The following is a 25,653-nucleotide window of genomic DNA, read 5'->3' as shown; positions in this document are numbered from 1 at the left end:
AATGGAACTGTTGACCAACCTTGGTCTGGGCTTCTCCACCGCCCTGACCTTCCAGAACCTGGCATACGCCTTCGCGGGCTGTATTCTCGGGACCCTGATCGGCGTGCTGCCGGGCCTCGGGCCCCTGGCCACGATCGCCATGCTGCTGCCGGTGACCTACACGCTGCCCCCGGTGGCGGCGCTGATCATGCTGGCCGGTATCTACTACGGCGCCCAGTACGGTGGCTCCACCACGGCAATTCTGGTGAACCTGCCGGGTGAATCGTCGTCGGTGGTGACCACCATCGATGGCTATCAGATGGCGAGGCGAGGCAGGGCCGGGGTGGCGCTAGCCACTGCCGGTCTCGGTTCGTTCTTCGCTGGTTGCGTGGCCACGCTGATCCTGGCTGCTTTCGCCGCCCCGCTGTCGGAACTGGCGTTCAAGTTCGGTCCCGCCGAATACTTCTCGCTGATGGTGCTCGGCCTGATCGGTGCCGTGGTACTGGCTTCGGGCTCGCTGGTAAAGGCCATCTCGATGATCGTGCTGGGCCTGCTGCTGGGCCTGGTCGGTACCGACGTGAACTCGGGCGCGGCGCGCTTCTCGTTCGACGTCCCCGAGCTGACCGACGGCCTGAACTTCGTGTCGGTGGCCATGGGTGTGTTCGGTTTCGCGGAAATCATCGCGAACCTGGAGCAGAAGGAACACCGCGAGACGTTCACGGATCATGTGACCAACCTGTTCCCGACCAAGGAAGACTTCAAGCGCATGATCCCGGCCATCCTGCGTGGCACGGCACTGGGTTCGGCGCTGGGTATCCTCCCGGGCGGCGGTGCGGCACTGGCCTCGTTTGCAGCCTACTCGCTCGAGAAGAAGACCTCGAAGTACGCGCATGAGTTCGGCAAGGGCGCCATCGAAGGCGTGGCGGGTCCGGAATCGGCCAACAACGCCGCGGCACAGACCTCCTTCATCCCGCTGCTGACGCTGGGCATTCCGCCCAACGCCGTGATGGCGCTGATGGTGGGCGCGATGACCATCCACAACATCCAGCCCGGTCCGCAGGTCATGACCAGCAACCCGGCGCTGTTCTGGGGCCTGATCGCCTCGATGTGGATCGGCAACTTCATCCTGATCATCCTGAACCTGCCGATGATCGGTATCTGGGTCAAGCTGCTCAAGGTGCCGTACCGCTTCCTGTACCCGGCCATCCTGACGTTCTGCTGCATCGGCGTGTACTCGGTCCAGAACACCACGTTCGACGTGTTCCAGACCGCGGCCTTCGGCGTGATCGGCTATCTGTTCATCAAGCTCAAGTGCGAACCGGCGCCGCTGCTGCTCGGCTTCGTGCTCGGACCGATGATGGAAGAGAACTTCCGCCGCTCGCTGCTGCTGTCGCGTGGTGACTTCACCGTGTTCGTGACGCGCCCGCTGTCGATGGGCCTGCTGATCGCCGCGGCGATCCTGGTGGCGATCGTGGCGATGCCGTCGATCAAGTCCAAGCGCGAAGAAGCGTTCCAGGAAGAATAAGGCTTACCCTGGCCGGGGGTACCGGCCACACAACGCAAGCTCAGGGCGCCTTATGGCGCCCTTTTTTTATGCGCTTTCTTCCTGAAACGCCAATGGCCATGCGGCATGCGCGATGGTCATTGTTGGCGGCAATGGCAATGGTGCGATTGGTGTCGGAACGTACATAAGGTGCCCCGGCGTCCCGGCAACATGCGCGTGTATTCCCTCCCTTACATGCGCCCAGAGGACTTGCCATGATGCGTACCGCAAGCCATCGACCGCACGGGTTGTCCCACGGGTCTGGTACGACGCCCGCCGGGATGGTCACCGCCTTGGTCATTGTGTTTTTCTTCAGCCTCGCCATGCTGCTGTCCAGCGGACGGCTGGCTAGCGGCGACGCGGGCGAGCAATACCGTTCAGCGCAGTTGCTGGCGGCCACGGGGCAGCTCGGCAGTCCGGTCAATCCGCCCCTGCTGACGTACTGGAACAAGGGCCCTGACGGCCTCTACTACGAACCCCACGACGTGGGCGCGCTGCTGCTGATGATGCCCGGCGCCCTGATCGACGAGGCGCTCGACGATATCGACTCCTACCACCTGGTACGCGACCGCTACGTTGGCCGCACGTATGGCAAGCTGATCACCTCGTTCGTCTACGCGGCGTACAACACGCTCGGCGTGATCTTCATGTTCCTGCTGATGCGCGAGTTCTGCTCCGCCCGCGCGGCCTTCGGGCTGGCGCTGGTGTTCTACGCCGGCACGACCTTCATGCCCTACGCCAAGACGGCCTGGGATGTGACCCCGGCTGCGGCCAGCCTCTGCGCCTGGCTGTACTTCATGGCCCGCGCGCTACGGCCGCCCACGTCGCTGTGGGTCTTCGTGGCCGCCGGCGTGGCCCTCGGGCTGGCCTGCTCGTTCCGCTACTCACTGCTGCCGTTCTTCGGCATGGGCGTGCTCTGGCTGCTGTGGATGGAGCGCGCGCGCCACAAGACCGGCTTTGCGGTGCTGCTGGTGGCGCTCGGCATCACCATGCTGCCCGCCTTCTACTACAACCACATCCGCACCGGCCTGTTCCTGCGCCCCGCCATCGCCGCCGACCTGCACCTCTCGGACAGCCTCGCGCTCAACGGCAACCCGCTGACCGGCCTGCTCGGCCTGCTGGCCAGCCCCAACATGGGCCTGTTCCTGTTCGCGCCGGTGCTGCTGCTGGCCCTGTTCGTGTTCAAAATGCGCCACACGCTGCCCGCGCGCCAGAAGCACCTGCTGTACGCGGCGCTGGCGTCCGGGGTCTGCTACCTGCTGATGATCGCGCACATGAAGAACTGGGGGCATTTCGGCTGGGGCCCCCGCTACATGGTGCCGCTGCTGCCGGTGCTGTTCTTCGCGGCGGCCCCGGCGCTGCAATGGATGTGGCAGCACGCCCGGCGCACGGCGGTGCCGCTGCTGGTCATCTCGTTCCTGCTCAACCTGGCGCCCACGCTGATCAACTGGCATGTGATCGTGGGCGAGTTTCCCGGCGCGCGGCCGCAGAACTCGGCCCTGCCCTACCAGCACATCGGCGTCTGGACCGGCATCCAGATGAGCCTGGCCGGCGAGCCGCTGGTCTTCCCCAAGACCAACGACCCCAAGACCGCCATGACCGATGCCGCGCGGCGCTTCCCGGACCTCTTCGCGATGCGGCTGGTCGAGCTGTCCCCGGCCGGCAAGGCGGCGGGCACGCTCTGGACCTTGCTGTTCCTGGCCGGGATGCTGCTGTCGCTACGGCATATCCTGGCCGCGACGGCGCCGCCGCGGCGGCCGGGGTCATCCCCACGCGGGATGGCAGCCACCCCGGCGCATGTGCAGCCATCGACACATCAGGCATCCCGTCGCGCGGGCGCCGACCGGCCATAGCCGCCCACTACGCCTAGCTCGCGAACAGCGCCTCGCAGGCTGACCGGATCGCCTCCGTGACATGGGCGCGGCCGTGGTCGCGCCGCTCAAGCATGCCGAGCGTGCGCACCACGGGCTCGCCGCCCGCATGCAGCGGCAGCAGGCGCAGCGCGGGATCCTCGTGCCAGCGCGCCAGCCGCAGCAGCGGCACCACCGTCACCCCCACCTCCTGCCGCACCAGTTCCACCAGCGCCTCGATCGAATTCAGTTCGAGGAACTCGTTGGTGCGCAGGTGCGCGCGCCGCAGCGCCCGCTCCACCAGCGCGCCGGTGCGCTGGCCCCGGTCGAACCGAAGGAAGGGATTGGCGGCCAGCGCCTCGCGCGCGGTCTCGCCGGGGCTGCCGCGCGCGGCAATCGCCACCAGCGGCTCCTGGTAGAGCGGCGTCCAGCGCAGCGTGCCGGCGGGCCGGCCCGCGCCCTCCACCAGGAACGCGGCGTCCAGTTCGCCACTTTCCACCTGCTCGGCCAGATCGATGGACTTGGCGCCGACCAGCCGCACGTCCAGCGCCGGATAGGCCCGCTTGAGCCGCGCCACCACGTGCGACAGCCCGCCCATCACCGACACCACCGCCCCCACCGCCACGGCGCCCGCCATATCCTCGGCGCCCCCCTGTGGCAGGCGCATTTCCTCGTACAGCGCCAGCAGCCGGCGCGCCTGCGGCAGCAGTTCGCGGCCGTCCGCGTTCAGCACGGCCACCCGCCCGCTGCGGTCGAACAGTTCACGACGCAGTTCCTGTTCGAGCGAGCGCATCTGCAGGCTGACCGCCGCCTGCGTCAGCGCCACGCGGCCGGCGGCGGCGGCAAACGAGCCCTGCTCGGCCACGGCGACGAAGGTGCGGAGAAATCGGATGGTACTCATGGGAGTCGATTCACAAGGTTTTCTTGTTGATCACAAAAGGAATATTAGCTTTCATTGTGACCCGGCGCGCGGAATAATGATGGGCGAGCCTTGATTTGGCTCGGTTTTTCCTGCCTGCCTGCCCGTTATCCGCATCGGAGAAGAAGAATGACTTCCTGGCTACGCCTGCTCGGCATCGGCCTTACCACGAGCCTGACCCTGGTTGCCGCGCCGTCGCACGCGGATACGTATCCGTCCAAGCCGATCCGGCTGATCGTGCCGTTCCCGGCCAGCGGCGCCACCGACCTGCTGGCGCGCGCGATCGCCCAGAAGGTGGGCACCAACATGGGCCAGCAGATCGTGGTGGATAACCGTCCGGGCGCGGGTGGCGCCATCGGCTCCGACATGGCCGCCAAGGCCCCCGCCGACGGCTACACGCTGCTGATCGCCACGACCAGCACGCACTCGATCGGCCCCTATATCAATACGCACCTGCCGTACAACACCGAGACCGACTTCACGCCGATCGGCCAGGTAGCCGTGGCCACCAACGTGCTGGTGGTGCCGAACCAGCTCCCGGTGAAGAATGTGAAGGAGCTGATCGACTACGCCAAGAAGCATCCGGGCGAGCTGAACTACGCCTCCAGCGGCAACGGCACCGTGGTGCACCTGACCGCCGAGGCGTTCAAGGCGCAGGCCGGCGTGTTCATCACCCATATCCCGTATCGCGGCACGGCGCTGGCGGTGCCGGATCTGATCTCGAACAAGGTGCAGGTGCTGTTCGACAGCATCGTCTCCGGCATGCCGCACGTGAAGGACGGCAAGCTCAAGGCGCTGGCCGTGACCAGCCTCAAGCGCTCGCCGCTGGCGCCGGACCTGCCGACGGCCAGCGAATCGGGCCTGCCGGGCTTCGAGTCGGACACGTGGTTCGGCATCTACGGCCCCAAGGGGCTGCCGGCTGACGTGGTCACCCGGCTCAACGCCGAGTTCAACAAGGCGATCCAGTCGCAGGACGTGCGCGACCGCCTGGGCAAGCTCGGCGCCGAACCGGTCGGCGGCACGCCAGCGCAGTTCGCGGCCATGGTCAAGAAGGACAGCGCCCGCTGGGGCAAGCTGATCAAGGATCGCAAGATTCAGGTGGACTAAGAGAGAGACAACCATGAAGAACTTCAACTGGACCAACCCCTACCCCACCGTGCGCATTCCGCTGTTCGCGCGCAACGTGGTCTCCACCTCGCACCCGCTGGCGGCGCAGGCCGGCCTGCGCATGCTGCTCAAGGGCGGCAATGCCGTCGATGCGGCCATCGCCGCTGCCGCCGCCATCACGCTGGTGGAGCCGGTCTCGTGCGGCCTGGGCAGCGACGCCTTCGCGATTCTCTGGGACGGCAAGGAACTCCACGGCCTGAACTCGTCGGGCGTGGCCCCGGCCGCCTGGAACCCCGAGTACTTCAAGAACAAGTACGGCGTGGACGGCAACGGCCTAGCCAATCGCCCGATCCGCGGCTGGGATGCGGTCACCGTGCCGGGCATGGTGGCCGGCTGGGCCGCGCTGCACGAGAAGTTCGGCAAGCTGCCGTTCGAAGACCTGATGGAGCCGGCGATCGAGATCGCCGAGCGCGGCTACGCCGTGCCGCCCGTGGTAGCGCACAAGTGGGCCGCCGCCGTGCCGGACCTGAAGACCCAGCCGGGCTTCGCCGACACCTTCATGCCGCATGGCCGCGCGCCGAACGTGGGCGAGAAGTTCGTCTTCAAGGCCGCCGCCGACACCCTGCGCAAGATCGGCGCCACCAAGGGCCGCGCCTACTATGAGGGCGAGATCGCCGAGAAGATCGCCGCCTTCAGCAAGGAATGCGGCGCGGCGATGACGATGGACGACCTGCGCAACTATCGCCCGGACTGGGTCAAGCCGATCAGCCAGTCCTATCGCGGCTACGACGTGCACGAGATTCCGCCGAACGGCCAGGGCATTGCCGCGCTGATCGCGCTGGGCATCCTCGACCAGTTCGACGTCGGCTCGCTGCCGGTGGACTCGGTGGACTCGCAGCATCTGCAGATCGAGGCGATGAAGCTGGCCTTCGCCGACCTCTACCGCTACGTGGCCGACCCGCGCACGATGGAAGTCACGCCCGAGCAGATGCTGGATCCGGCCTACCTGAAGTCCCGCGCCAAGCTGATCAACATGCAGCGCGCCACGCCGTTCACGCCTGGCATGCCGAAGACCGGCGGCACGATCTACCTGACCGCCGCCGACGAGAACGGCATGATGATCTCGTTCATCCAGTCGAACTACATGGGCTTCGGCTCGGGCGTGGTGGTGCCGAACACCGGCATCAGCCTGCAGAACCGTGGCGTGGGTTTCTCGATGGATCCGAAGTCCGCCAACGTGGTGGCTGGCGGCAAGCGCCCGTTCCACACCATCATCCCGGCCTTCCTGACCAAGGATGGCCAGCCGGTGATGAGCTTCGGCGTGATGGGCGGCGACATGCAGCCGCAGGGCCACGTGCAGACCGTGGTGCGCATGCTCGACTACGACCAGCAACCGCAGGCCGCCTGCTGCGCGCCGCGCTGGAAGGTCAACCGTGACTTCACGCTCGACGTGGAAGGCACGATGGACCCGACCACCGTGGCCGGCCTGAAGGACCGTGGCCACCAGCTCAAGTCCGTGAACGACCCGTACATGGACTTCGGCTCCGGCCAGTTCATCTGGCGCCTGTCCGACGATGCCGAACAGGGCTACGTGGCCGCCAGCGACAGCCGCCGCGACGGCCAGGCCGTGGGCTTCTGATCGACCGCACTATATATATAGAGAAGCACCGCAGTACCGCCGTACCGCAGTAGCCGTCCTGCAAGGCGCCAAGGGGCAACCCTGGCGCCTTTTTTCATGGCCGGCGGCCGGGCGGCGCGCCAACTGTTCTGTTCGCGGCGCGTGGAACTGTGCATGGTGCGCCGCGCCGTGCGCACTACACTGGCAATTCGTCCAATTTCCTGCCCGTTCCCGCCATGGCCTCCTACGCCTTCCGCATCGTCAACGTCTTCGCCGAGACCACGCTTGGCGGCAATCCCCTCTGTGTGTTCGAGGACGCGCGCGGCCTGGACGACGCCACGATGCAGGCGCTGGCGCTGCAATTCAACCTCTCCGAGACCACCTTCGTGCTGCCGTCCGAGCGCGCGACGGCGGCCGTGCGGATCTTCACCCCGGGCTACGAGATGCGTTTCGCCGGTCACCCGACGCTGGGCACGGCCCACGTGGTGCGCGACCTCGCAAAAACCGGGGATGCGCTCACCCTCGAATTCAAGGCCGGCCTGGTACCGGTGACCGCCGCCGGCGACCGCTGGACCCTGACCGCGCCGCACGAGGGCGCCCCGCGCACCGCACCGGCTGGCCTGCCCGATGCCGACATGGCCTCCCTGCTGGGCCTGTCCGCCGACGATCTGGCCGGCTCGCCGATGTGGGTGGATACCGGCGCCGACCAGTTGCTGGTGCCGCTGAAGACGCCGGACGCCGTGCGCCGCGCCGCACCCGACAGCAGCCGGCTCGACCAGTGGCCGCAGAGCAGCCTGGGCCGCAAGACCGCCTATGTGTTCGCCTTCGACCCGACGCAGCCCGGCAAGGTGCTCGTGCGCTACTTCTTCACCAAGCAGGGCGGCGGCGTGGCCGAAGACCCGGGCACCGGCTCGGCCTGCGCCAATCTCGGCGGCTGGCTGCTGGCCACGGGTCACGCGCTGCCGGCCACGTACGAGGTGGATCAGGGCGAACAGGTCGACCGCCGCTGCCGGCTGGACCTCGCCGTGACCACCGATGGCGCGATCCGCGTGGGCGGCCGCGTGGTCGAGATCGGACGTGGCACTATTACGATCTGACACGATTCGATCCCCCGCCTCCCTCCCCCTCTCCGCCATGACCTCACACGACATTGCCGCGCTCGCCGACCTCGAAACGCTGTACGCGGAGCCGGCCGGCGCCTCGCTGGCCAAGGAAGTCGACTACCTGCACCCGCATTACCGCGCCTTCGTGGACGCCTCGCCGTTCTGCCTGCTGTCCACGATGAACGCGCACGGCGGCGACTGCTCGCCGCGGGGCGACCAGCCCGGCTTCGTGCAGGTGCTGGACGACCGCACGCTGCTGCTGCCGGACCGGCGCGGCAACAACCGCATCGACAGCCTGCGCAATATCGTCAACGACCCGCGCGTGGGCCTGCTGTTCCTCGTGCCGGGCGTCAACGAAACGCTGCGTGTAAGCGGCGTGGCGAAGATCTCGACCGACCCCGCGCTGATCGCGCGCTGCGTGCATGACGGCAAGGCGCCGACCACGGTGCTGGTGATCTCGATCCGCTCGGTATTCTTCCAATGCGCCCGCGCCCTCGTGCGCTCGGCGCTGTGGTCGCCCGAGACCCAGATTCCGCGCGAGCGCCTGCCGAGCACGGGCACCATGGTCGCCGAACTGAGCAAGAACGCCATCGACGGCGCCACGTACGACCGCGAACTGCCCGAGCGCATGCGCAAGACGCTGTACTAGCCGGTACTCACGGCCTGCCCCACCTCCACAAAAAGAGAATCTGCCATGTACATGCCGTCCCACTTCGCCAGCGACAACCCTGACCTGATCGACGAGGTCATGCGCCGCTACGCCTTCGCCACGCTGGTCGGCACCGATGCGGATGGCCTGCCGTTCGCCACGCACCTGCCCGTGGTGGCGGAGCGGGCGTCCGAGGGCGGCTGGCGCATCGAGGGGCACGTCGCACGTGCAAATCCGCACTGGAAGTGGCTCGAGCAGACCCCGCGCGCGCTGCTCGTGTTCCAGGGACCGCATGGCTACGTGTCGCCGTCGCTCTATGACCAGAAGCTGTCCGTGCCGACCTGGAACTACGTGGCCGTGCATGTCTACGGCGAGATCACCACGGTCCACGACGCCACTGACAAGGACGCCCTGCTCAAGCGGCTGATCGGCCGCAACGAGCCGGGCTACGCCCAGCAGTGGCGCGACCTGCCCGAGGATTTCCAGCAGAAGATGCTAGGCGCCATCGTCGGGCTGCGGCTGGTGCCGACGCGCGTGGAAGGCAAGTTCAAGCTGAGCCAGAACCGCCCCGCCACCGACCGCGCCCGGATCCTGGAAGCCCAGCGCGCCGGCTCCGCCATCGAGCAGGACATGGCCGACTGGATGGCAAGGCTGACCGGCGCGAACTGACGGTCCGTTGTCTTGCTCCCCTCTCCCAAAGGGAGAGGGGAGAAAATTCACCCACGCCGCAGCCACTCCGGCGCGTGGGTGCCGAGCGGCACCGAGGGCAGCGCCCAGTGCGCGGGCGTCTCGGACAGCCGGGCGGCATGGCGCACCACGGTCAGCTCGCCAAACCCCGACTCCTCTACCTCCAGCAGGTCCGACATCTCGTCGAAATGCGGGTCCGGCACGCGCCAGCCCTCCGGCACGCGGCCCAGCCCACGCAGCCATTGCCCCACCTGCGCCAGCGACACCCGCACGTGCCAGCTTCCGCCCTCCACCGCGCGCCGGTGCAGCGCGGCCATCGCGCCGAACGCCAGCAGGTAGCCCGCCGCGTGGTCGAGCACCTGGGCCGGCAGTGGCTTCGGCTCGGCACTGCCAGCCGCCCGCGCCTCGTCGTCGTTGAAGCCGGTGGCCGTCTGCACGAGCGAATCGAAGCCGCGCTTGCCCGCCCACGGCCCCACGTGCCCGTAGGCCGACAACGACACATAGACGATGCCGGGCCGCGCCCGCGCCGCGGCCTCCGGGCCGGCGCCCAGTTCGGCCAGCCCGCCCGGGCGATAGCCCTGCACCACCACATCGGCGCCATGCAGCAGCTTGTGCAGCGTGCGCTTGTCGTCCGGGTCGCGCAGATCGAGCTGGCAGGAGCGCTTGCCGCGCCCGGTGTCGATCACCAGCGGCGCGATGGCCGGCAGGTGCGCGGCCGTCACCAGCAGCACATCGGCGCCATGCGCGGCCAGCGTGCGCCCCGCCACCGGGCCGGCGATGATCCGCGTGAAATCGAGCACGCGCACGCCGGTCAGCGGGCGGGCATCGACATTGATCTCGGCATGGTCCGCCAGCGGCGGCAGGGGCTGGGGCGGCGCCTCGCCGATCTTCTCGATCGTCACCGGCGGCAGCCCGGCAATGGCCTGCGCCTGCGGGTGCGCGCGCCAGGTGTCATAGGGCCGCATGGCGGCCACCACGAGCCCGGCGTCCGACGCGGCGGACTCGAACGCCTCGGCCTCCCATCGGCCCAGCGCCGCGCGCACCGCATCCTTGCTGTGCGCGCACTGGAGCAGGCGCAGCACGCCGTCGCGGTGGTGGGGGAAATTGGTGTGCAGCCGGACCCAGCGCCCGTCGCCACACGGGTACAGGCCAGCGATCTTGTCCCAGAGTTCGGGCGCCGGCCCGCCGTTCACGCGCAGGTAGCGCTCGCTGCGGAATTCCGCCAGCGCGTGGCGCATGTCCACCGCCACGTCCTGCCAGCGGTCCGTGCGCTGCGCCCAGAGCGCCGCCGCAGCCAGCGCGGACGCCCCGAGGCTGGCCTGCGCCGCCGTGCCCACGGCGAAGCTCGATGGCAGGATGGGGTCCGCACCGGTCAGCGCCAGGTGCGCAAGCGCCTCGGGCGGCAGGCCGGCGCCGTGCCAGAGACCGGCCAGGGCGTCCGCCGGCAAGGTGGCCGAGGCTGACGAACCGGCCGAAATGGCCGGGACGGACGAATCAGGAGAGGAAGCAGTGTTCATGGGTTGTGTTCCCGCAACATGGCCCAACCTTTTCATGCCACGATGGCGGCATGCGATGACCTGCCGTGGATTCTGCACCACTTGTGGCCACCGTGCTGTGAGCCGATTCTGAAAATAGCGGCGCACCGCCGGGTTGCCCCGCAGGCACGGTAAAATCCCGCCATTCCACCGAACAAGGGGAGCCGGAGCACGTCCCGGGGCCCCACACCATGCCATTGGCCGCGTGCGACGCGGCGCCACCATGAGCCAAGACAACAAGCCTACCGACAAGACCGACAACCCGGCCTCCTCGAACTTCCTGCGCAGCATCATCGACCAGGATCTGGCCGCGGGCACCTACGCCGGGCGGACGGACACCCAGGGCGCCGCGCTGCCGCCGGTCATCACGCGCTTCCCGCCGGAGCCGAACGGCTACCTGCACATCGGCCACGCCAAGAGCATCTGTGTGAACTTCGGCCTGGCGCGCGACTACGCCGGCCAGTGCCACCTGCGCTTCGATGACACCAATCCGGTCAAGGAAGACACCGAGTACGTCGACTCGATCATCGACGCCGTGCACTGGCTCGGCTTCTCGTGGGACGCCAAAGCGCCGGGCGGCAAGCCGCACCTGTACTACGCCAGCGACTACTTCGAGCAACTGTACGCCTTTGCAGAAACGCTGATCGAGCGCGGCGCCGCCTATGTGGACAGCCAGACCGCCGAGCAGATCGCCGCCACGCGTGGCAACTTCTCCGAGCCGGGCAAGCCCTCGCCGTTCCGCGACCGCACAGTGGAAGAGAACCTCGCGCTGTTCCGCGACATGCGCGCCGGCAAGTACGGCGATGGCGAGCACGTGCTGCGCGCCAAGATCGACATGACCGCACCGAACATCGTGTTGCGCGACCCGGTGCTCTACCGCATCCGCCACGCCCATCACCACCGTACCGGCGATGCGTGGTGCATCTACCCGATGTACGACTTCACGCACTGCATCTCGGACGCGATCGAGAACATCACGCATTCGCTGTGCACGCTGGAGTTCGAGAACAACCGCCCGCTGTACGACTGGGTGCTCCAGCACCTGCGCGAAGCCGGCGTGTTCCGCGACCCGCTGCCGCACCAGTACGAGTTCGCGCGCCTGAACCTGACCTACGCCATCACCAGCAAGCGCAAGCTCAAGCAGCTGGTGGACGAAAACCGCGTGGACGGCTGGGACGATCCGCGCATGCCCACCATCGTCGGCATCCGCCGCCGGGGCTATACGCCGGAATCGATCCAGCTGTTCTGCGACCGCGTGGGCGTGTCGAAGGCCGATAGCTGGATCGACATGAGCACGCTGGAAGGCGCCGTGCGCGACGACCTTGACGCGCGCGCGCCGCGCAGCGTGGGCGTGCTGGACCCGGTCAAGCTGATCCTGGACAACTACCCGGAAGGCCAGACCGAGGAATGCTCGGCGCCGGTGCACCCCAAGCAGCCCGAACTGGGCCGCCGCGTGTTCCCCATCTCGCGCGAACTGTGGATCGAGCGCGACGACTTTACCGAGACGCCACCCAAGGGCTACTTCCGCCTGTTCCCGGGCAACAAGGTGCGCCTGCGCTACGGCTACGTGATCGAGTGCACGGGCGTGGACAAGGACGCGGACGGCAATGTGGTGGCCGTGCACGCGAACTACCTGCCGGAAACCAAGAGCGGCACGCCGGGCGCGGACAGCGTCAAGGTCAAGGGCAACATCCACTGGGTCAGCGCGCCGCATGCGGTCGAAGCCGAAGTGCGCCTGTACGACCGCCTGTTCAACGACCCGAACCCCGACGCCGGCGGCAAGAACTTCCTCGAGGCGCTGAACCCGGATTCCAAGAAGGTGGTCAAGGCCTACCTGGAGCCGGGCCTGCGCGACGCCAAGCCGGAAGACCGCTTCCAGTTCGAGCGTCACGGCTACTTCGTGGCAGACCGTACCGATTCGCAGCCGGGCAAGCCCGTCTTCAATCGCACGGTTGGCCTGAAAGATAGCTGGGGCAAGTGACGATGACGACGCAAACGATCAAATTTCCGCTCGAGGGCGAGTTCATCGCCCTGAACGACCTGCTGAAGCTGGCCGGCGTCTGTGACAGCGGCGGCGCCGGCAAGGCGCTGGTGGCGGCCGGCGAGGTCTCGGTGGATGGCGCGGCCGAGTCGCGCAAGACCGCCAAGATCCGCGCCGGGCAGGTGGTGACCATGGCCGGCGTGCGCATCAAGGTGGTGGCCGCCTGATATAGAACCCGAGAACCGAAGGGACACAAAGGACCGATATGCCGATTGCGTTCTGGTGTGTGCTGGTGGCGGGATTGCTGCCCGTACTGACGGTGGCCATCGCCAAGGCAGGCGGGCGTGGCGGCTTCGACAACCACGACCCGCGAGGCTGGCTGGAGAAGCAGAGTGGGCGGGCGCGGCGCGCCGACCTCGCCCACCGTAACCACTTCGAGGCCTTCCCGTTCTTCGCGGCCGGCGTGTTGATTGCTACGCACATGAGCGCGCCGCAGGCTCGGATCGACGAACTGGCGGTGGTGTTCGTCGTCGCCCGCATTCTCTATACGGTCTGCTACCTGACCGACCGGGCCACGCTGCGCACGCTGTGCTGGACCATCGGCTTGCTGACGGTGATCGGGCTGTTCCTGCTGCCGGTGTTCGTCCACTGACATGCGGCCCCTGCTGATCGCTGCCCTCGTTGGCGCCCTGGCAGGTGCCAGCCTCCCGGCCTGGGCGGCGCCCGTGAACTACAACGTCGATCCCACCCACACCGCGGTCTACTTCGGCGCGAGCCATTTCGACCGCACCACGGTGCGCGGCCGCTTCAACAAGCTGGATGGCCGCATCGTCTATGACCCGGCCACCGGGGCGGGGTCAATCGACTTCACGGTGGATACCGAGTCGGTCGACACCGGCAATCGCAGCCTCGATGGCGTGCTGCGTTCGCCACAATTCTTCGATGCCCAGAATTTTCCGGTCGCGCGCTTCCAGGGCCATCAGTTCGTCGTGGAAGGCGGCAAGCTCGTGGCCGTGGAGGGTCAGGTGTCGCTGCTGGGCGTGACCCGGCCGCTGCGGCTGGAGGCGGACCGCTTCAGCTGCGGGCGCGTGGTGCTGTTCGGCGTGGGCCGGGACGTCTGCGGCGGAGATTTCCACGCCAGCCTGCCCAGAAGTGCCTTCGGCATGACGCGGTTCCTGCCCGACGTCGGCGATACCGTGACGCTCCACATTTCCGTCGAAGCGACGCCCGTGCAGTAGCCTGGGGCGGACGGCAGCGCGCCGCCATCCTGAATAGGGGAAATCGATCGCCGATATCGATCCCGATGACGACCCCGCGTCACCTTTGCCGGGAAAAATTTCAGTAAAATCAGCGCCTTGCCCGTTCCCATCCTGCCGCGTTCCGCCCCCAGCGTATCCGGCGATTCGCGAGTCGAGATGATCACTATTCACGTCGGAGACGTCGTTGCGGCGTCCCTGGCCGCAGCCGGCGCCTGCCTGGCCTGCAGCGTCCCTGCCCAAACCGTCCGCAAATTCCCGCTCTGGGCCTACCAGACCTATGGCCGTGGCGCCCTGCTGCTGCCGCTGCTAGCCGTCATGGTCGGCACGCTGCTGGTCAGCGTGGTGCTCGAAGGCCAGATCAACAGCAAGGCCGGCCTCGCGCTGGTGGCGGCCGCCGCGTTCCTGGCGCTCGTGCTGGTGTCGGCGGTGCTGCGCTTCTGGGTCAGCCACAAGCGCAAGTCCTGAGCGAAGGCCCGCCCGGGCTCCGCGCGCCAACGCACCTTCGGGCGATGGTTTTCCATCGCCTGCCCACGCGGATCACGTATGATGCGGCCTTCGCGCGCCGTGCCGGATGGCATCCCGTGGCCGGCGCGAGCCCGCATTTCCCGTGATTCCATGGCGCTCAAGTCCACCATCTTCAAGGCCGAACTGTCCGTATCGGACATGGATCGGCCCTACTACGGCAGCCATACGCTGACCATCGCCCAGCATCCGTCCGAGAACGACGCGCGGATGATGGTGCGCCTGCTGGCCTTCGCCTGCGAGGCGTCCGAGTCCCTCACCTTCACGCGCGGCCTCGACGAGCCCGACGAACCCGACCTCTGGGACAAGACGCTGACCGGCGAGATCGCCCACTGGGTGGAACTCGGCCAGCCCGACGAATCCCGGCTGCGGCGCGCCTCGTCCCGCGCGGACCGCGTCACCGTCTATACCTATCAGAGCGCCAGCGCGCGCGAATGGTGGAAGGGCATGGCTGGCAAGGCCAGCAAGCTGCGCAACGTGACCATTTACAATGTGCCGTCGGAAGCCGTGGAGGCACTGGCCGGCATGGCGCAGCGCGCCATGCGCCTGTCCGTGACCATCCAGGACGCCGAGATCTGGGTCAGCGACGACGACCACAACGTGCAGCTGACGCTCGACGTGCTCCAGCGCGCCGCCGGCTGAGCGGGTCGCCGCCCGAGCCCCAGATAACGCTTCATCAACCAAAAACAGGAAGATTGCGATGCAAACCACTCCCTCCGGCCTGCAATTCGAAGACACCGTTGTCGGCGCTGGCGACGAAGCCCGCGCAGGCCAGCACGTGACCGTGCACTACACCGGCTGGCTGTACGAGAACGACCAGGCTGGCCGCAAGTTCGATTCGAGCAAGGACCGCAACGACCCGTTCGTGTTCCCGCTGGGCGCCGGCCACGTGATCCGTGGCTGGGACGAAGGCGTGCAGGGCATGAAGGTGGGCGGCACGCGCCGTCTGGTGATCCCGGCCGACCTGGGCTACGGTGCCCGTGGCGCCGGTGGCGTGATTCCGCCGAACGCCACGCTGCTGTTCGAAGTGGAACTGCTGTCGGTCTGAGCCTCGGCCTGACCTGACCCAATAAAAACGGACGCCTCGGCGTCCGTTTTTACATCGTGGAATCTGAAACTCGAGGGTTCAGAACCCGATCGCCGCATTCCCCACGTCCACGCGGACCTTGTCGCGGTCCAGCAGCCGGCCGGCGTGCCGTGCGAAGTCCTGTGCCCACTCGGCATTGCCACTGAAGCGGTTCTCGCCCGAGAACTTGGCCACGTTCAAGATCTTGTCGATGACGAGCACCTTGCCCACCGGGCTCGATGCCTGGCAGTCCAGTTCGGCATATTCGCGGTCGAACCAGCGCCACGCGGCCTCCTCGGTCACGGCCGCCAGCTCGGCATCGCCAAGCGTGAAATCGAATTCCTTCCCACTGCCGAACACCACGGTAAGCGTACGCGCCATGACCGGTTCTCCAAGAAGTCAGGCCCTCATTGTAGAGACTTGCCGGCCCGGCGGGCGCATGGCAAACCGTTGCCTGTGACACACACCCCACTCCCCGTCTGTGGCTTCCTTGCGACGGATCAATACGCTTTGGATTATCCTTGCATCCATGGCCATCACCAGACAGGACCTCGAAGCGGACAGGCTGCGCGCATCGCTGTGCAGCACCCCGGTCGCGTCCTCGCTGCTGCCTGAGGCCGATATCGAGCAATCGCTCCATGACACGCTGGCCGCCCGGCCTGACGGCGATGCCATGCACGGCGATGTCTGGCTGTTCGGCTACGGCTCGCTGATCTGGAATCCGATGGTGGTCCACACGGACCGGCGCCTGGCCACCGTGCATGGCTACCATCGCGGCTTCTACCTCTATTCCCGGATCAATCGGGGCACCTGGGACAACCCCGGACTCGTGCTCGGCCTGGACCGGGGCGGCTGCTGCACCGGCATGGTGTTCCGCATCCCGGCCCATGTGATCGAGCAGGAATTCCGCTTGCTCTGGCGCCGCGAGATGCTGACCGGCGCCTATCATCCGCGCTGGCTGCGCGTGAAACTCGACAATGACCCGGACGCCCCGGAGGCCCGCGCGCTGGCCTTTGTGATGAACCGCGAACATCCCGCCTACGCGGGCCGCCTGCCCGATAACCGCGTGGTGGACTGCCTGCGCCACGCCTGCGGCCTGTACGGCCCGGCGCGCGAATATCTCCAGCAGACGCTGCTGGGCCTGGCCACCAACGGCGTGGACGATCCTTACCTGGGCCGCCTCTGGCGCCTGCTGCAGGACAGCGACGTCGCCGATGCCGCGCACCCGGCCGGGGACGACCCGCACCGCCACCGGCCGCCCGTCATGCAGGCCGACGGCACGGACGGCATCGCCGCCGCCGACGCGCCGCACGAAACCGTCTGAGCCACCCAGCGCCCTACACGCCCTCCCCATGACGCGCTCCCAGACCCGCCCCCGCCGCCAGGCCATCGCCGAAATGCTCGGGTTGTTGGGATTGTTGATGGGCGGCGGCCTGCTCGCCGGCCAGGGCGGCCAGACGCTGGCGCGCACCCTGACTGGCATCGGCAACGGCTCCATGCTCGCGCAGGGGCCGCGCTCGCCGCGTCCGGTCGATTCCCCCGCCCTGCCACCGCGCAGCGACGGCATGGCCGCGCTGGACCGCAACCTGATCACCGCCGCCAGCATTGGCGACTCGGAACTCGTCAATCGGCTACTCGCTGCCGGGGCGTCGATGCAGGCCGTGGACGAACGCGGCCGCAGCGCGCTGCTGGCCGCCGTCTACATGCGGCGCAACGAGGTGGCGCGCACGCTGATCATGGCCGGCGCCGATGTGAATCGCAAGGATGGGGAGTCGAACAGCCCGTTCCTGGTGGCGGCTGCCACGGGACAGATCGACATTTTGCGGCTGGCGCTGTCACACGGCGCCGACCCGCGCAGCACCGACCGCTACGACGGCACGGCGCTGATCGCCGCGAGCCAGCACGGCAATGTCGAAATCGTGAAATTGCTACTGAAGGCCGGGCTCAGCGTGGACCACGTGAACCAGCTCGGCTGGACTGCGCTGCTCGAGGCCGTGGTGCTCGGCGACGGCAGCGCGCGCTACGAGGAAGTGGTGCAACTGCTGCTCGATGCGGGCGCGGACGCCAACCTCGCCGACCGTGAAGGCGTCACGCCCACCCGCCATGCACGCGAGCGCGGCTACAAGACCATGGTCAGGATGCTGATGCGCGCCCGCGGGCACTGATCGGCAGGCGAATTACGCGCTGGTGCGCGCGTTCTCGCTCTCCTGCAGCTGGCGCCACATCACCTTGCCGGTGCCGGACTTCGGCAATGCATCGACGAACTCGACCACGCGCGGATACTTGTACGCGGCCATGTTCTCCTTCGCCCATTCGATGATGTCTTCCGGCGTGGTATTTCCCTTGGCGGCGGTGCGCAGCACCACTACGGCCTTCACGGTCTCGCCGCGATAGGCGTCGCGCGTGCCGATGATGCACGCCTCCTGCACGGCCGGATGCTTGTAGAGCAGGTTTTCCACCTCGGCCGGCCAGACCTTGAAGCCGGACGCGTTGATCATGCGCTTGAGGCGGTCGGTGATGAAGAAGTAGCCGTCATCGTCCATGCGGCCCAGGTCGCCGGTGCGGAACCAGGTCCGGCCTTCGAACTCGATGAAGGCGTCGCGCGTGGCATCGGGCTTGCCCCAGTAACCCTTGAAGACCTGCGGGCCGCGCACGATGATCTCGCCCACTTCGTTCGGCGGCAGTTCCTGCAGCGTGACGGGGTCGATCACGCGTGCCTCGGTGTTGAAGGTCGGCACGCCCAGGCACTGGAGCTTGGCGCGTTCGGCCGGGTTGCTGTGCGTCGGCGCCATGGTCTCGGAGAGGCCATAGCCCTCCAGGTAGCTGAGGCCGAACTGTTCCTTGAGCCGCTCGGCCACCGCCTGCGGCATGGCCGCGCCGCCGCCGCCGATGTAGCGCAGGCTGGTCATGTCGAAGGCGGCCAGGTTCGGGCTGCCCAGGAAGTCGATCACCATGGTCGGGATGTTGGTCCAGTGCGTGACCTGGTAGCGCGAGATCAGGCGGCCGGCCACTTCGCGGTCCCAGCGCGGCAGCATGACCACGGTGGCGCCGCTGTAGATCGGCCCGTTCATGCCGTACTGCATGCCGGTCACGTGGAACAGCGGCAGGACCGACAGGATCACCGATTCCGCGCCACTGCCCGACCACGTGCCGCCGCCGATCACGTTATGCATGACCGAGCGATGGGTGTGGATGCAGCCCTTGGGGAAGCCTGTGGTGCCCGAGGTGTAGGGCATCACGGCCATGTCGTCCGGGCCGGCGGTGTGCGGGCCCGGCTGCAGGCCGGCGCCGAGCGCCTCGGCCCACGGTGTGGCACCTGCCGGCAGCGGATGCTCGGCGGTGATCCACGCGGGCGGCGCGTCTTCGGGATGTTCGTAGGAGGCCGGCAGCGCGTCCGCGTACTGCGTGGCCAGCACGTGCTGGAGCTGCTGGTCGGCCGGCAGTTCGGCGTTGGCCTGGGCCACGCCGGCGGCGAGATCTGCCGTGCAGATCGCCACGCGCGCCTGGCCATCGCTCACGTAGTGCTTGAACTCCTCGGCACGGTTCATCGGGTTGACGGGCACCACCACCGCGTCGGCACGCAGGATCGCGTAGTAGCTGACGATGAACTGCGGGCAGTTCTGCATATACAGCAGCACGCGGTCTCCCTTCTTCACGCCGGCCTTCTGCTGGAGCCAGCCCGCCAGCGCCGTGGCCTGCGCCTCCAGCGTGCGGAACGTGATGGCATTGCCGAAGTAGCGGATCGCCGGCTTCTCGGCGTAGCGGTGCGCGGAGACTTCGAGGTTGTACCAGAGCGAGGTCTCGGGCAGCACGATCTGCGTGGGCAGACGCTTCGGCCAGAACTGGAAATGCGGGCGCGCGGGCGTGGTGGTCATCTTGTCTCCTGGGTCTTTGCGACCGGCTTTTTGGTTTCGTCAACAGAGGGGCAATATAACTGAACGACCGTTCTATTTTCAAGCGGAGGTTTTCCCGATCGGGGTCGGCCAAAGGTTGCTTTCCGCGGCTTCGCCCTCACAATAGGGAGGTCCGGCCGCTATCCGGCCTCCACCATTCCGAAAGGCAGAACATGAGCGACGTCACCCTGCAGAATTTCGAGGCCGATGTGATCGAACTGTCGCGGCAGGTGCCCGTGCTGGTCGATTTCTGGGCGCCCTGGTGTGGCCCATGCCGCACGCTGGGGCCAATGCTGGAGAAGTTGGAAGCCGAATCCGGCGGCAAGTGGAAGCTCGCCAAGGTCAATGTGGACGAGAACCAGGAGCTGGCCGCGCACTTCGGCGTGCGCAGCATTCCCCATGTGGTGGCGATTGCCGATGGGCAGGCCGTAGACCAGTTCGTCGGCGTGCTGCCGGAGTCGGGCCTGCGTGAATTCCTGGACCGCCTGACCCCGAACCCGGGCGAGCAGGCGCTGCACGAGGCCCGCGAACTGGTGGCCGCTGGCGATGCCGAGGGGGCGCGCGCCGCCTTCCAGGCCGCGCTGGCCTTCGATCCGGGCGCCGACGATGCACGGCTGGCCTATACCAGCTTCCTGCTCGATCACAACGAGGTCGACGCCGCCGAGGCCGAGTTCTCCCGGCTATCGCCGCGCGCCCCGCAGGAGGAAGGCTACGCCGCCGTGCAGACTCAGTTGGAGGCGCTGCGGCACGTGGACGACCTGCCCGACGCCTCCGCGCTGATCGCCCGCGTGCAGGCCAATCCGGCCGATCTGGGCGCGAAGCTCGACCTGGCGAACGCGCTGATCGCGCGCCGCGAGTACGAGCCCGCCTTGGAACAACTGCTGGAAATCGTGCGCCGCGACCGCGGCTTCGAGGAAGACATCGGACGCAAGACCATGCTGTCGGTGTTCGACCTGCTTGCCGGCCGGCCCGACGTGGTCTCGCGCTGGCGCCGCCAGCTTAGCGCGGCGCTGAATTGAGCTAGGAGCCCCCCGGCTTCAGTCCTGGGGGCCTTCGATCAGCGTGAAGCCGTTGGCCTGCATGTGTTCGACCATCATGGCGTCCATCGACTTCACGTGCTGGTCGAACCAGCCGGACAGCTCACCCACGAGCCGGCGTCCCAGGCTCACCACCCCCTCCTCCGCCACCTTGTCGCGCACGGCCTGCGCAACGGCCAGCACCTGCTGGTGCTCGCCCGCATGGCAATGGCGCGGGCCGAAGCCCATCGCCTCCATCCACTGTTCTTCCTGCGCGAAATGATGGCGCGTATGGTCGATCCACGCGTCATAGGCTTCCAGGAAGCCGGCGTCGTCGGCGCGGGCGGCCGCATCGAGCAATTGGAGGAATTCGGCGTGGGTGGCGTCGGTCACGGGCTCCCCGAGGCGTAGCGCTTCGGGCAGGCCCTCGGACGACAGTCCTTGATAGGGATCTTGCGTGTCGAGTGCGGCGGCGGACATGTGGCGGGCAAGGAGCAAGTCGGTAACGCGGCAAGGATACCGATTTCCCGCCGCGTCGATCTGATTTTCCGCAAATCTACAAGTCGTTATCGGACCGATGCGGGGTATCCTTGCCGTTCGCACCCCCGCTGTGGCCGACGCGCCCCTTCCCGCCATGCCAAGACTGATTTTCTTCTGCGGCCACGCCGGCACCGGCAAGACCTCGCTGTCCCACAAGCTGATCGGCCCGCTGATGCAGGCCACCGGCGAGCCGTTCTGCATCCTCGACAAGGACACGCTCTATGGGCGCTACAGCGCGGCGGCGATGGGCGCCATCACCGGCGACCCGAACGACCGCGACAGCCCAGCCTATCTGGATAACCTGCGCGACCCCGAATACCAGGGCCTGCTCGACACCGCGCGCGAGAACCTGATGCTCGGCATCAGCGTGCTGGTGGTGGGGCCGCTCTCGCGCGAAGTGCGCGCCCACCAGTTGACCGATCCGGATTGGCTGCACATGCCGGCCGGCACGCGCACGGAGGTGGTCTGGGTGCACCTGCCCGAGGACGAGGCGCACGCGCGCATTGTCCGGCGCGGTAATCCCAACGATGCCTACAAGCTCACCCACTGGGAGGCGTATCGGACACGCCGCTTCATGCCGGACCCCGCCGAGTATCCCGAACTGATCTTCTTCGACAACCTGGCCCCGGACGCCGCCGCACTGGACGGCCTGCTGCGCACCCTGGCGAGCTAGCGCTCAGCGCTCAATCCTCAGTCCTCAATCCTCAGTCCTCGTCCGCTGCGTCGGTCGCCGGCCGGGCATCGTTGCCGGCCACAATCGCGCCGATCACGGCCGACGCCGCCACGAAGCCGAACACCGCCGTCACTGCCACCGACGAGCCATACCCGGCGCAGGCCAGCCCTTGCGGGGCCTCGCGCGGCGCGGGCGGGGCCTCGTCGATCTCGCAAGCCTGCTGTTCGGGCTCCGGATAGCGCACCGGTTCGTCGGAATACACGGCCAGGATGTTGAACTTCCGCTTCGGGTTGCGCGGGAAACCGTGCTGGCGGCGCAGGTTGCCGCGCACCTTGGCCAGCAGCGGGTCCTGCACGGTCCGGGAAAGATCCTCGAGCCGCACCCGCGTGGGATCGAGCTGCCCGCCTGCTCCGCCGCACGTGAGGATGCGCGCGCCGCGCCCGGACCCCCGCGTCCAGCCGAGGATGGCGGTCTTGATCTTCACGGCGTCGATGGCATCGATCACGTAGTCGAAGCCGCTCAGCAGTTCGGCGACGTTCTCCTCAGTCACGAAATCGTCGATCTGCGAGACGCGGCAGCGCGGGTTGATCGCCACGATGCGCTCGCCCATCGCCTCCACCTTGGCGCGGCCATAGGCATCGCCCAGCGCATGGATCTGGCGGTTGGTGTTCGACGGGGCGATGTGGTCGAGGTCGATCAGCGTGATGCGGCCCACGGCGTTGCGCGCCAGCGCCTCGGCCGCCCAGCTGCCCACGCCGCCGATGCCGATCACGCAGACGCTGGCCGCCTCCAGCCGGGCCATGCCATCCGGCCCGTACAGCCGCGCCACGCCGCCGAAACGCCGGTGGTAGTCGTCGTCCTCGGGGGTCTCGTGGGTCAGGGGCTCGGGCAGCCCGGAAAGCTCGGCAATGGTCATGACAGGGGGAGGAGCGCGCAAAGCGGAAAAATCGCGAATTTCGCTATTTTATGTCACCCCGGCCGGCCCGGCTGGCGCCAAAAATCGGCGGTCCGGCGACCGCAATGTCAGCGCAAGGCCGACAAGCCGGCGCGGCGCGCTCCCCTAAAATTGGATGTGCAGTGGTTGATCCGCCGCATGGCAGGCCAGGCTTATCCACGCCGGCCCGGCCCTGCGCGCCAACAGGAGTCCGACCTCATGCCCGCCTCGCGCCGACAAAAAATCATTCTCTGGAGCGTGTTCACCCCGCTCGCCCTGATTGCGATCCTGGTCATCGTCATCCTGACTTTCGATTGGAATCGTCTCAAGCCCTGGCTCAACGACAAGGTGTCGCTGGCCATCGGCCGCCCGTTTGCGATCAATGGCGACCTCGTCGTCACCTGGAAGCGCGCGCAGGGTGAGGCCGGCTGGCGCACGCTGGTGCCGTGGCCGCGTCTGTCGGCCCGGGACATTACCGTGGGCAACCCCGACTGGGCCAAAGCGCCCAATATGGCCACCGTGCGGGAGGTCATCTTCATACTGCGCCCGCTGCCGCTGCTGGCGCACCAGATCGCCGTGCCGACCATCGTCGTGGACAGCCCGGCCGTCTGGCTCGAGCGGCTGGCCGACAAGCGCAACAACTGGACCTTCGACACCGGGCCCAAGACCGGCAAGTCGAGCTGGGAACTCGATATTGGCGAGGTCGTGCTGCAGCGCGGCAATCTGGCACTGGCCGATGCCGCCGAGAAGATCGACATGCAGGCCACGCTGGACACCGTGGGCGACCAGGCGCTCTACGACAAGGCCCGCGATGGCGCGCTGGTGCCGCCGACCGATGCATCGGCCGTCGATGCCTCGGCCCCCATCGCCAAGGACAGCAAGGACGCGAAGGACACCAAAGACACCAAGGACACCGCGCCCGACAGCCGCTACGGCATCCGCTGGAAGGCAGTCGGGCATTACAACCAGGCCACCATCAACGCCAGCGGCAAGGCCGGCACGGTACTGAGCCTGCGCGACGTCAACACGCCCTATCCCGTGCAGGCCGATGTGCGCGTGGGCGCCACCCGCGCGGTCATCGAAGGCACGCTGACCAACCCGGCCCACCTGGGCGCGCTCGACGTCAACCTGATGCTGTCCGGCGACAACATGGCCAAGCTCTACGCGCTGACCGGCATCGTGCTGCCCTCCACCCCACCGTATGAAACGCGCGGCCGGCTTGTGGCCACGCTCAAGAAAGGGGCGTCGTCCTATACGTATCGGGACTTCACCGGCAAGGTCGGCGGCAGCGACCTGGGCGGTACGCTCACCTTCGCCCAGCGCTCGCCGCGCCCGCTGCTGTCTGGCGAGCTGGTGTCCAAGCAACTGCTGTTCGCCGACCTCGCGCCGCTGATCGGCGCCGATGCCAAGCCCGGCCAGGCTGCCTCCGAGAGCCCGGTCAAGCAGCCAGCCAACAAGGCGCTGCCGGTGGCGCCGTTCCGCACCGAGCGCTGGGATGAGATCGACGCCGACGTGACGTTCACCGGCAAGCGCATCGTCCGCGACGAAGACCTGCCGATCACCGACCTGAAGACCCACCTGAAGCTGACCGATGGCGTGCTGCTGCTCGACCCGCTCAACTTCGGCGTGGCCGGCGGCAACCTCGTCTCCACGATCCGGCTGGACGGCAAGCGCGAGCCGATGGGCGCCATGGTCGACATGACCGCGCGCCACCTGAAGCTCAAGCAACTGTTCCCGAAGGCGGACTCGATGCGCGCCAGCGTTGGTGAGGTGAATGGCAGCGCCAAGCTGTCCGGCACCGGCAACTCGGTCGCCGCGCTGATGGGTTCGTCGAACGGCGAGGCCAAGCTGCTGGTGGAAAACGGCACGGTCAGCAAGTTCATCCTGGAGGCCATCGGCCTGAACGTGGGCAGCGTGGTGGTTTCCAAGCTGTTCGGCGACAAACCCGTGCAGATCAACTGCGGCGTGAGCGACTTCGCGGTCAAGGACGGCATCGCCCGGGCCCGCACCTTCGTGCTCGACACCCAGGACGCCGTGATCACCACCGATGGCGCGATCGACTTCGGCGAGGAGCGGCTGGCGTTGACCATCCATCCCGATTCCAAGGGCTTGCGGATCATCTCGCTGCGGTCGCCGCTGTATGTGGGCGGCACGTTCAAGAACCCAACGGTGAGCCCGAACATCGCCGTGCTGGCCCTGCGGGCGGGCGGCGCGCTGGCGCTGGCGCTGACCGCGCCGGTGGCGCTGGTGGTGCCCCTGCTGGACCTCTCGCCCGGCGGCGACGAAAGCCAGTGCGCCCGCCTGCTGGCCGAGCTGAAGAAGCGCCCGACCGCCCCACCGCCGGGCAAGAGCTATCAGGACCCGGCCACCGGCGGCGCCGGCAAGCAGGCCGCCGGCCCGGCGATTCCCGAGTCGCCGTCGAAGTCGGCCGCCGCGCAGGGCCAGCCGGGCCCGGCGCCGACCGAGCCGCGCAAGCCCACGCCATCGGTCCAGCAGAAGCCGATGCAGCCGTCCAACGACGCGCAGCTTTATCAGGGCGGATAAGGCCCTCCTCACCTCGTCATTCGACGAAATCCGCAACATCCGATCCGTATCTATCGGCCCCGGGTGTTGCGGATTTGCACTTCCCCCCACATGACCATTGTGTCCGGACCCGGGACGGTCGCATAATTAAACGGCCATTTACAAGCAAAGCATTGAACAGAATGGCATGCATCGGTCGTCGCTGCCGGTTCCAGTCCGGTGACGGTGCCCTTGTGAGGTGCGGCCACGGCCGCAC

25 protein-coding genes are annotated in these 25,653 nt (G+C 67.6%); 19 read left to right on the top strand and 6 right to left on the bottom strand.

Annotated features, from left to right (window positions below; translation table 11 throughout):
* Window position 1: 1 nt before the first annotated feature.
* Together AC1DP9_RS01105 and AC1DP9_RS01100 are read left to right on the top strand one after the other, a co-directional pair.
* Window positions 2-1,504: a tripartite tricarboxylate transporter permease gene (locus AC1DP9_RS01105; protein ID WP_092290420.1), complete on the top strand. Its 1,503-nt coding sequence runs from the start codon at window positions 2-4 to the stop codon at window positions 1,502-1,504.
* Between the two features lie 233 nt (window positions 1,505-1,737).
* Window positions 1,738-3,375: a hypothetical protein gene (locus AC1DP9_RS01100; protein WP_477106391.1), complete on the top strand. Its 1,638-nt coding sequence runs from the start codon at window positions 1,738-1,740 to the stop codon at window positions 3,373-3,375.
* 13 nt (window positions 3,376-3,388) lie between these two features.
* Here AC1DP9_RS01100 and AC1DP9_RS01095 read toward each other — a convergent pair whose 3' ends face one another.
* Window positions 3,389-4,273: a LysR substrate-binding domain-containing protein gene (locus AC1DP9_RS01095; RefSeq protein ID WP_477106390.1), complete on the bottom strand. Its 885-nt coding sequence runs from the start codon at window positions 4,271-4,273 to the stop codon at window positions 3,389-3,391.
* A gap of 147 nt (window positions 4,274-4,420) precedes the next feature.
* Here AC1DP9_RS01095 and AC1DP9_RS01090 point away from each other — a divergent pair, with 147 nt between their 5' ends.
* From AC1DP9_RS01090 to AC1DP9_RS01070, 5 genes are all read left to right on the top strand, one after another.
* Window positions 4,421-5,398, top strand: coding sequence for a Bug family tripartite tricarboxylate transporter substrate binding protein (locus tag AC1DP9_RS01090; RefSeq protein WP_092290426.1), 978 nt, complete (start codon window positions 4,421-4,423; stop codon window positions 5,396-5,398).
* A gap of 13 nt (window positions 5,399-5,411) precedes the next feature.
* Window positions 5,412-7,037 (top strand): gamma-glutamyltransferase, encoded by a 1,626-nt coding sequence (gene ggt / locus AC1DP9_RS01085; protein WP_441590593.1) that lies wholly within the window; start codon window positions 5,412-5,414, stop codon window positions 7,035-7,037.
* A 215-nt stretch (window positions 7,038-7,252) separates the two neighbouring features.
* Window positions 7,253-8,113: a PhzF family phenazine biosynthesis protein gene (locus AC1DP9_RS01080; RefSeq protein ID WP_092290430.1), complete on the top strand. Its 861-nt coding sequence runs from the start codon at window positions 7,253-7,255 to the stop codon at window positions 8,111-8,113.
* Between the two features lie 37 nt (window positions 8,114-8,150).
* The gene (locus tag AC1DP9_RS01075; RefSeq protein WP_092290432.1) at window positions 8,151-8,768 is read left to right on the top strand and encodes a pyridoxamine 5'-phosphate oxidase family protein; all 618 of its coding nucleotides are present in this window, start codon (window positions 8,151-8,153) and stop codon (window positions 8,766-8,768) included.
* 45 nt (window positions 8,769-8,813) lie between these two features.
* Window positions 8,814-9,437 carry an FMN-binding negative transcriptional regulator gene (locus AC1DP9_RS01070; RefSeq protein ID WP_454757235.1) on the top strand — a complete coding sequence of 208 codons (624 nt, stop codon included), beginning with the start codon at window positions 8,814-8,816 and terminating at the stop codon, window positions 9,435-9,437.
* 47 nt (window positions 9,438-9,484) lie between these two features.
* Here the strand turns inward: AC1DP9_RS01070 and AC1DP9_RS01065 are convergent, their stop codons facing one another.
* Entirely contained in the window at window positions 9,485-10,972 is a 1,488-nt protein-coding gene (locus tag AC1DP9_RS01065; RefSeq protein WP_477106389.1) for a CoA transferase, read from the bottom strand.
* A 241-nt stretch (window positions 10,973-11,213) separates the two neighbouring features.
* Between AC1DP9_RS01065 and AC1DP9_RS01060 the strand changes: the two genes are divergently transcribed.
* From AC1DP9_RS01060 to AC1DP9_RS01030, 7 genes are all read left to right on the top strand, one after another.
* Complete coding sequence (locus AC1DP9_RS01060) at window positions 11,214-12,971, top strand: glutamine--tRNA ligase/YqeY domain fusion protein (RefSeq protein ID WP_092290438.1); 1,758 nt, start codon at window positions 11,214-11,216, stop codon at window positions 12,969-12,971.
* A 2-nt stretch (window positions 12,972-12,973) separates the two neighbouring features.
* The gene (locus AC1DP9_RS01055; RefSeq protein ID WP_092290440.1) at window positions 12,974-13,198 is read left to right on the top strand and encodes an RNA-binding S4 domain-containing protein; all 225 of its coding nucleotides are present in this window, start codon (window positions 12,974-12,976) and stop codon (window positions 13,196-13,198) included.
* A 38-nt stretch (window positions 13,199-13,236) separates the two neighbouring features.
* Window positions 13,237-13,623 (top strand): MAPEG family protein, encoded by a 387-nt coding sequence (locus tag AC1DP9_RS01050; protein ID WP_092290442.1) that lies wholly within the window; start codon window positions 13,237-13,239, stop codon window positions 13,621-13,623.
* 1 nt (window position 13,624) lies between these two features.
* Window positions 13,625-14,209, top strand: coding sequence for a YceI family protein (locus AC1DP9_RS01045; protein ID WP_477106388.1), 585 nt, complete (start codon window positions 13,625-13,627; stop codon window positions 14,207-14,209).
* Window positions 14,210-14,386: 177 nt separating this feature from the next.
* Complete coding sequence (locus tag AC1DP9_RS01040) at window positions 14,387-14,695, top strand: hypothetical protein (RefSeq protein ID WP_477106387.1); 309 nt, start codon at window positions 14,387-14,389, stop codon at window positions 14,693-14,695.
* 150 nt (window positions 14,696-14,845) lie between these two features.
* On the top strand, window positions 14,846-15,394 hold the full coding sequence (locus tag AC1DP9_RS01035; RefSeq protein ID WP_092290873.1) for a YaeQ family protein: 549 nt from the start codon (window positions 14,846-14,848) through the stop codon (window positions 15,392-15,394).
* 58 nt (window positions 15,395-15,452) lie between these two features.
* Window positions 15,453-15,800: an FKBP-type peptidyl-prolyl cis-trans isomerase gene (locus tag AC1DP9_RS01030; protein ID WP_092290448.1), complete on the top strand. Its 348-nt coding sequence runs from the start codon at window positions 15,453-15,455 to the stop codon at window positions 15,798-15,800.
* Window positions 15,801-15,878: 78 nt separating this feature from the next.
* Here the strand turns inward: AC1DP9_RS01030 and AC1DP9_RS01025 are convergent, their stop codons facing one another.
* Window positions 15,879-16,199, bottom strand: a complete 321-nt coding sequence (locus AC1DP9_RS01025) for a hypothetical protein (RefSeq protein ID WP_092290450.1) — start codon at window positions 16,197-16,199, stop codon at window positions 15,879-15,881.
* A gap of 148 nt (window positions 16,200-16,347) precedes the next feature.
* Here AC1DP9_RS01025 and AC1DP9_RS01020 point away from each other — a divergent pair, with 148 nt between their 5' ends.
* Together AC1DP9_RS01020 and AC1DP9_RS01015 are read left to right on the top strand one after the other, a co-directional pair.
* Entirely contained in the window at window positions 16,348-17,142 is a 795-nt protein-coding gene (locus AC1DP9_RS01020) for a gamma-glutamylcyclotransferase (protein WP_477106386.1), read from the top strand.
* 28 nt (window positions 17,143-17,170) lie between these two features.
* Entirely contained in the window at window positions 17,171-17,983 is an 813-nt protein-coding gene (locus tag AC1DP9_RS01015) for an ankyrin repeat domain-containing protein (RefSeq protein ID WP_092290455.1), read from the top strand.
* 12 nt (window positions 17,984-17,995) lie between these two features.
* Here AC1DP9_RS01015 and AC1DP9_RS01010 read toward each other — a convergent pair whose 3' ends face one another.
* Window positions 17,996-19,693, bottom strand: a complete 1,698-nt coding sequence (locus AC1DP9_RS01010) for a long-chain fatty acid--CoA ligase (protein ID WP_477106385.1) — start codon at window positions 19,691-19,693, stop codon at window positions 17,996-17,998.
* A 191-nt stretch (window positions 19,694-19,884) separates the two neighbouring features.
* Here AC1DP9_RS01010 and trxA point away from each other — a divergent pair, with 191 nt between their 5' ends.
* Window positions 19,885-20,730 (top strand): thioredoxin, encoded by an 846-nt coding sequence (gene trxA, locus AC1DP9_RS01005; protein WP_092290459.1) that lies wholly within the window; start codon window positions 19,885-19,887, stop codon window positions 20,728-20,730.
* Window positions 20,731-20,748: 18 nt separating this feature from the next.
* Here the strand turns inward: trxA and AC1DP9_RS01000 are convergent, their stop codons facing one another.
* Window positions 20,749-21,207, bottom strand: coding sequence for a bacteriohemerythrin (locus AC1DP9_RS01000; protein WP_092290461.1), 459 nt, complete (start codon window positions 21,205-21,207; stop codon window positions 20,749-20,751).
* Window positions 21,208-21,361: 154 nt separating this feature from the next.
* Here AC1DP9_RS01000 and AC1DP9_RS00995 point away from each other — a divergent pair, with 154 nt between their 5' ends.
* Window positions 21,362-21,940 (top strand): P-loop nucleotide/nucleoside kinase family protein, encoded by a 579-nt coding sequence (locus AC1DP9_RS00995; protein WP_092290463.1) that lies wholly within the window; start codon window positions 21,362-21,364, stop codon window positions 21,938-21,940.
* A 31-nt stretch (window positions 21,941-21,971) separates the two neighbouring features.
* Here the strand turns inward: AC1DP9_RS00995 and AC1DP9_RS00990 are convergent, their stop codons facing one another.
* Window positions 21,972-22,856 (bottom strand): tRNA threonylcarbamoyladenosine dehydratase, encoded by an 885-nt coding sequence (locus AC1DP9_RS00990; protein WP_477106384.1) that lies wholly within the window; start codon window positions 22,854-22,856, stop codon window positions 21,972-21,974.
* A gap of 237 nt (window positions 22,857-23,093) precedes the next feature.
* On the opposite strand from AC1DP9_RS00990, the gene AC1DP9_RS00985 reads away from it, so the two are divergent.
* Window positions 23,094-25,418 carry an AsmA family protein gene (locus AC1DP9_RS00985; protein WP_441590607.1) on the top strand — a complete coding sequence of 775 codons (2,325 nt, stop codon included), beginning with the start codon at window positions 23,094-23,096 and terminating at the stop codon, window positions 25,416-25,418.
* Window positions 25,419-25,653 lie beyond the last annotated feature (235 nt).

This window comes from Cupriavidus sp. 01L43 (assembly GCF_056399925.1).
Note: the sequence above shows the minus strand (reverse complement) of the source record. Positions and strands in the feature narration are given on the sequence as shown.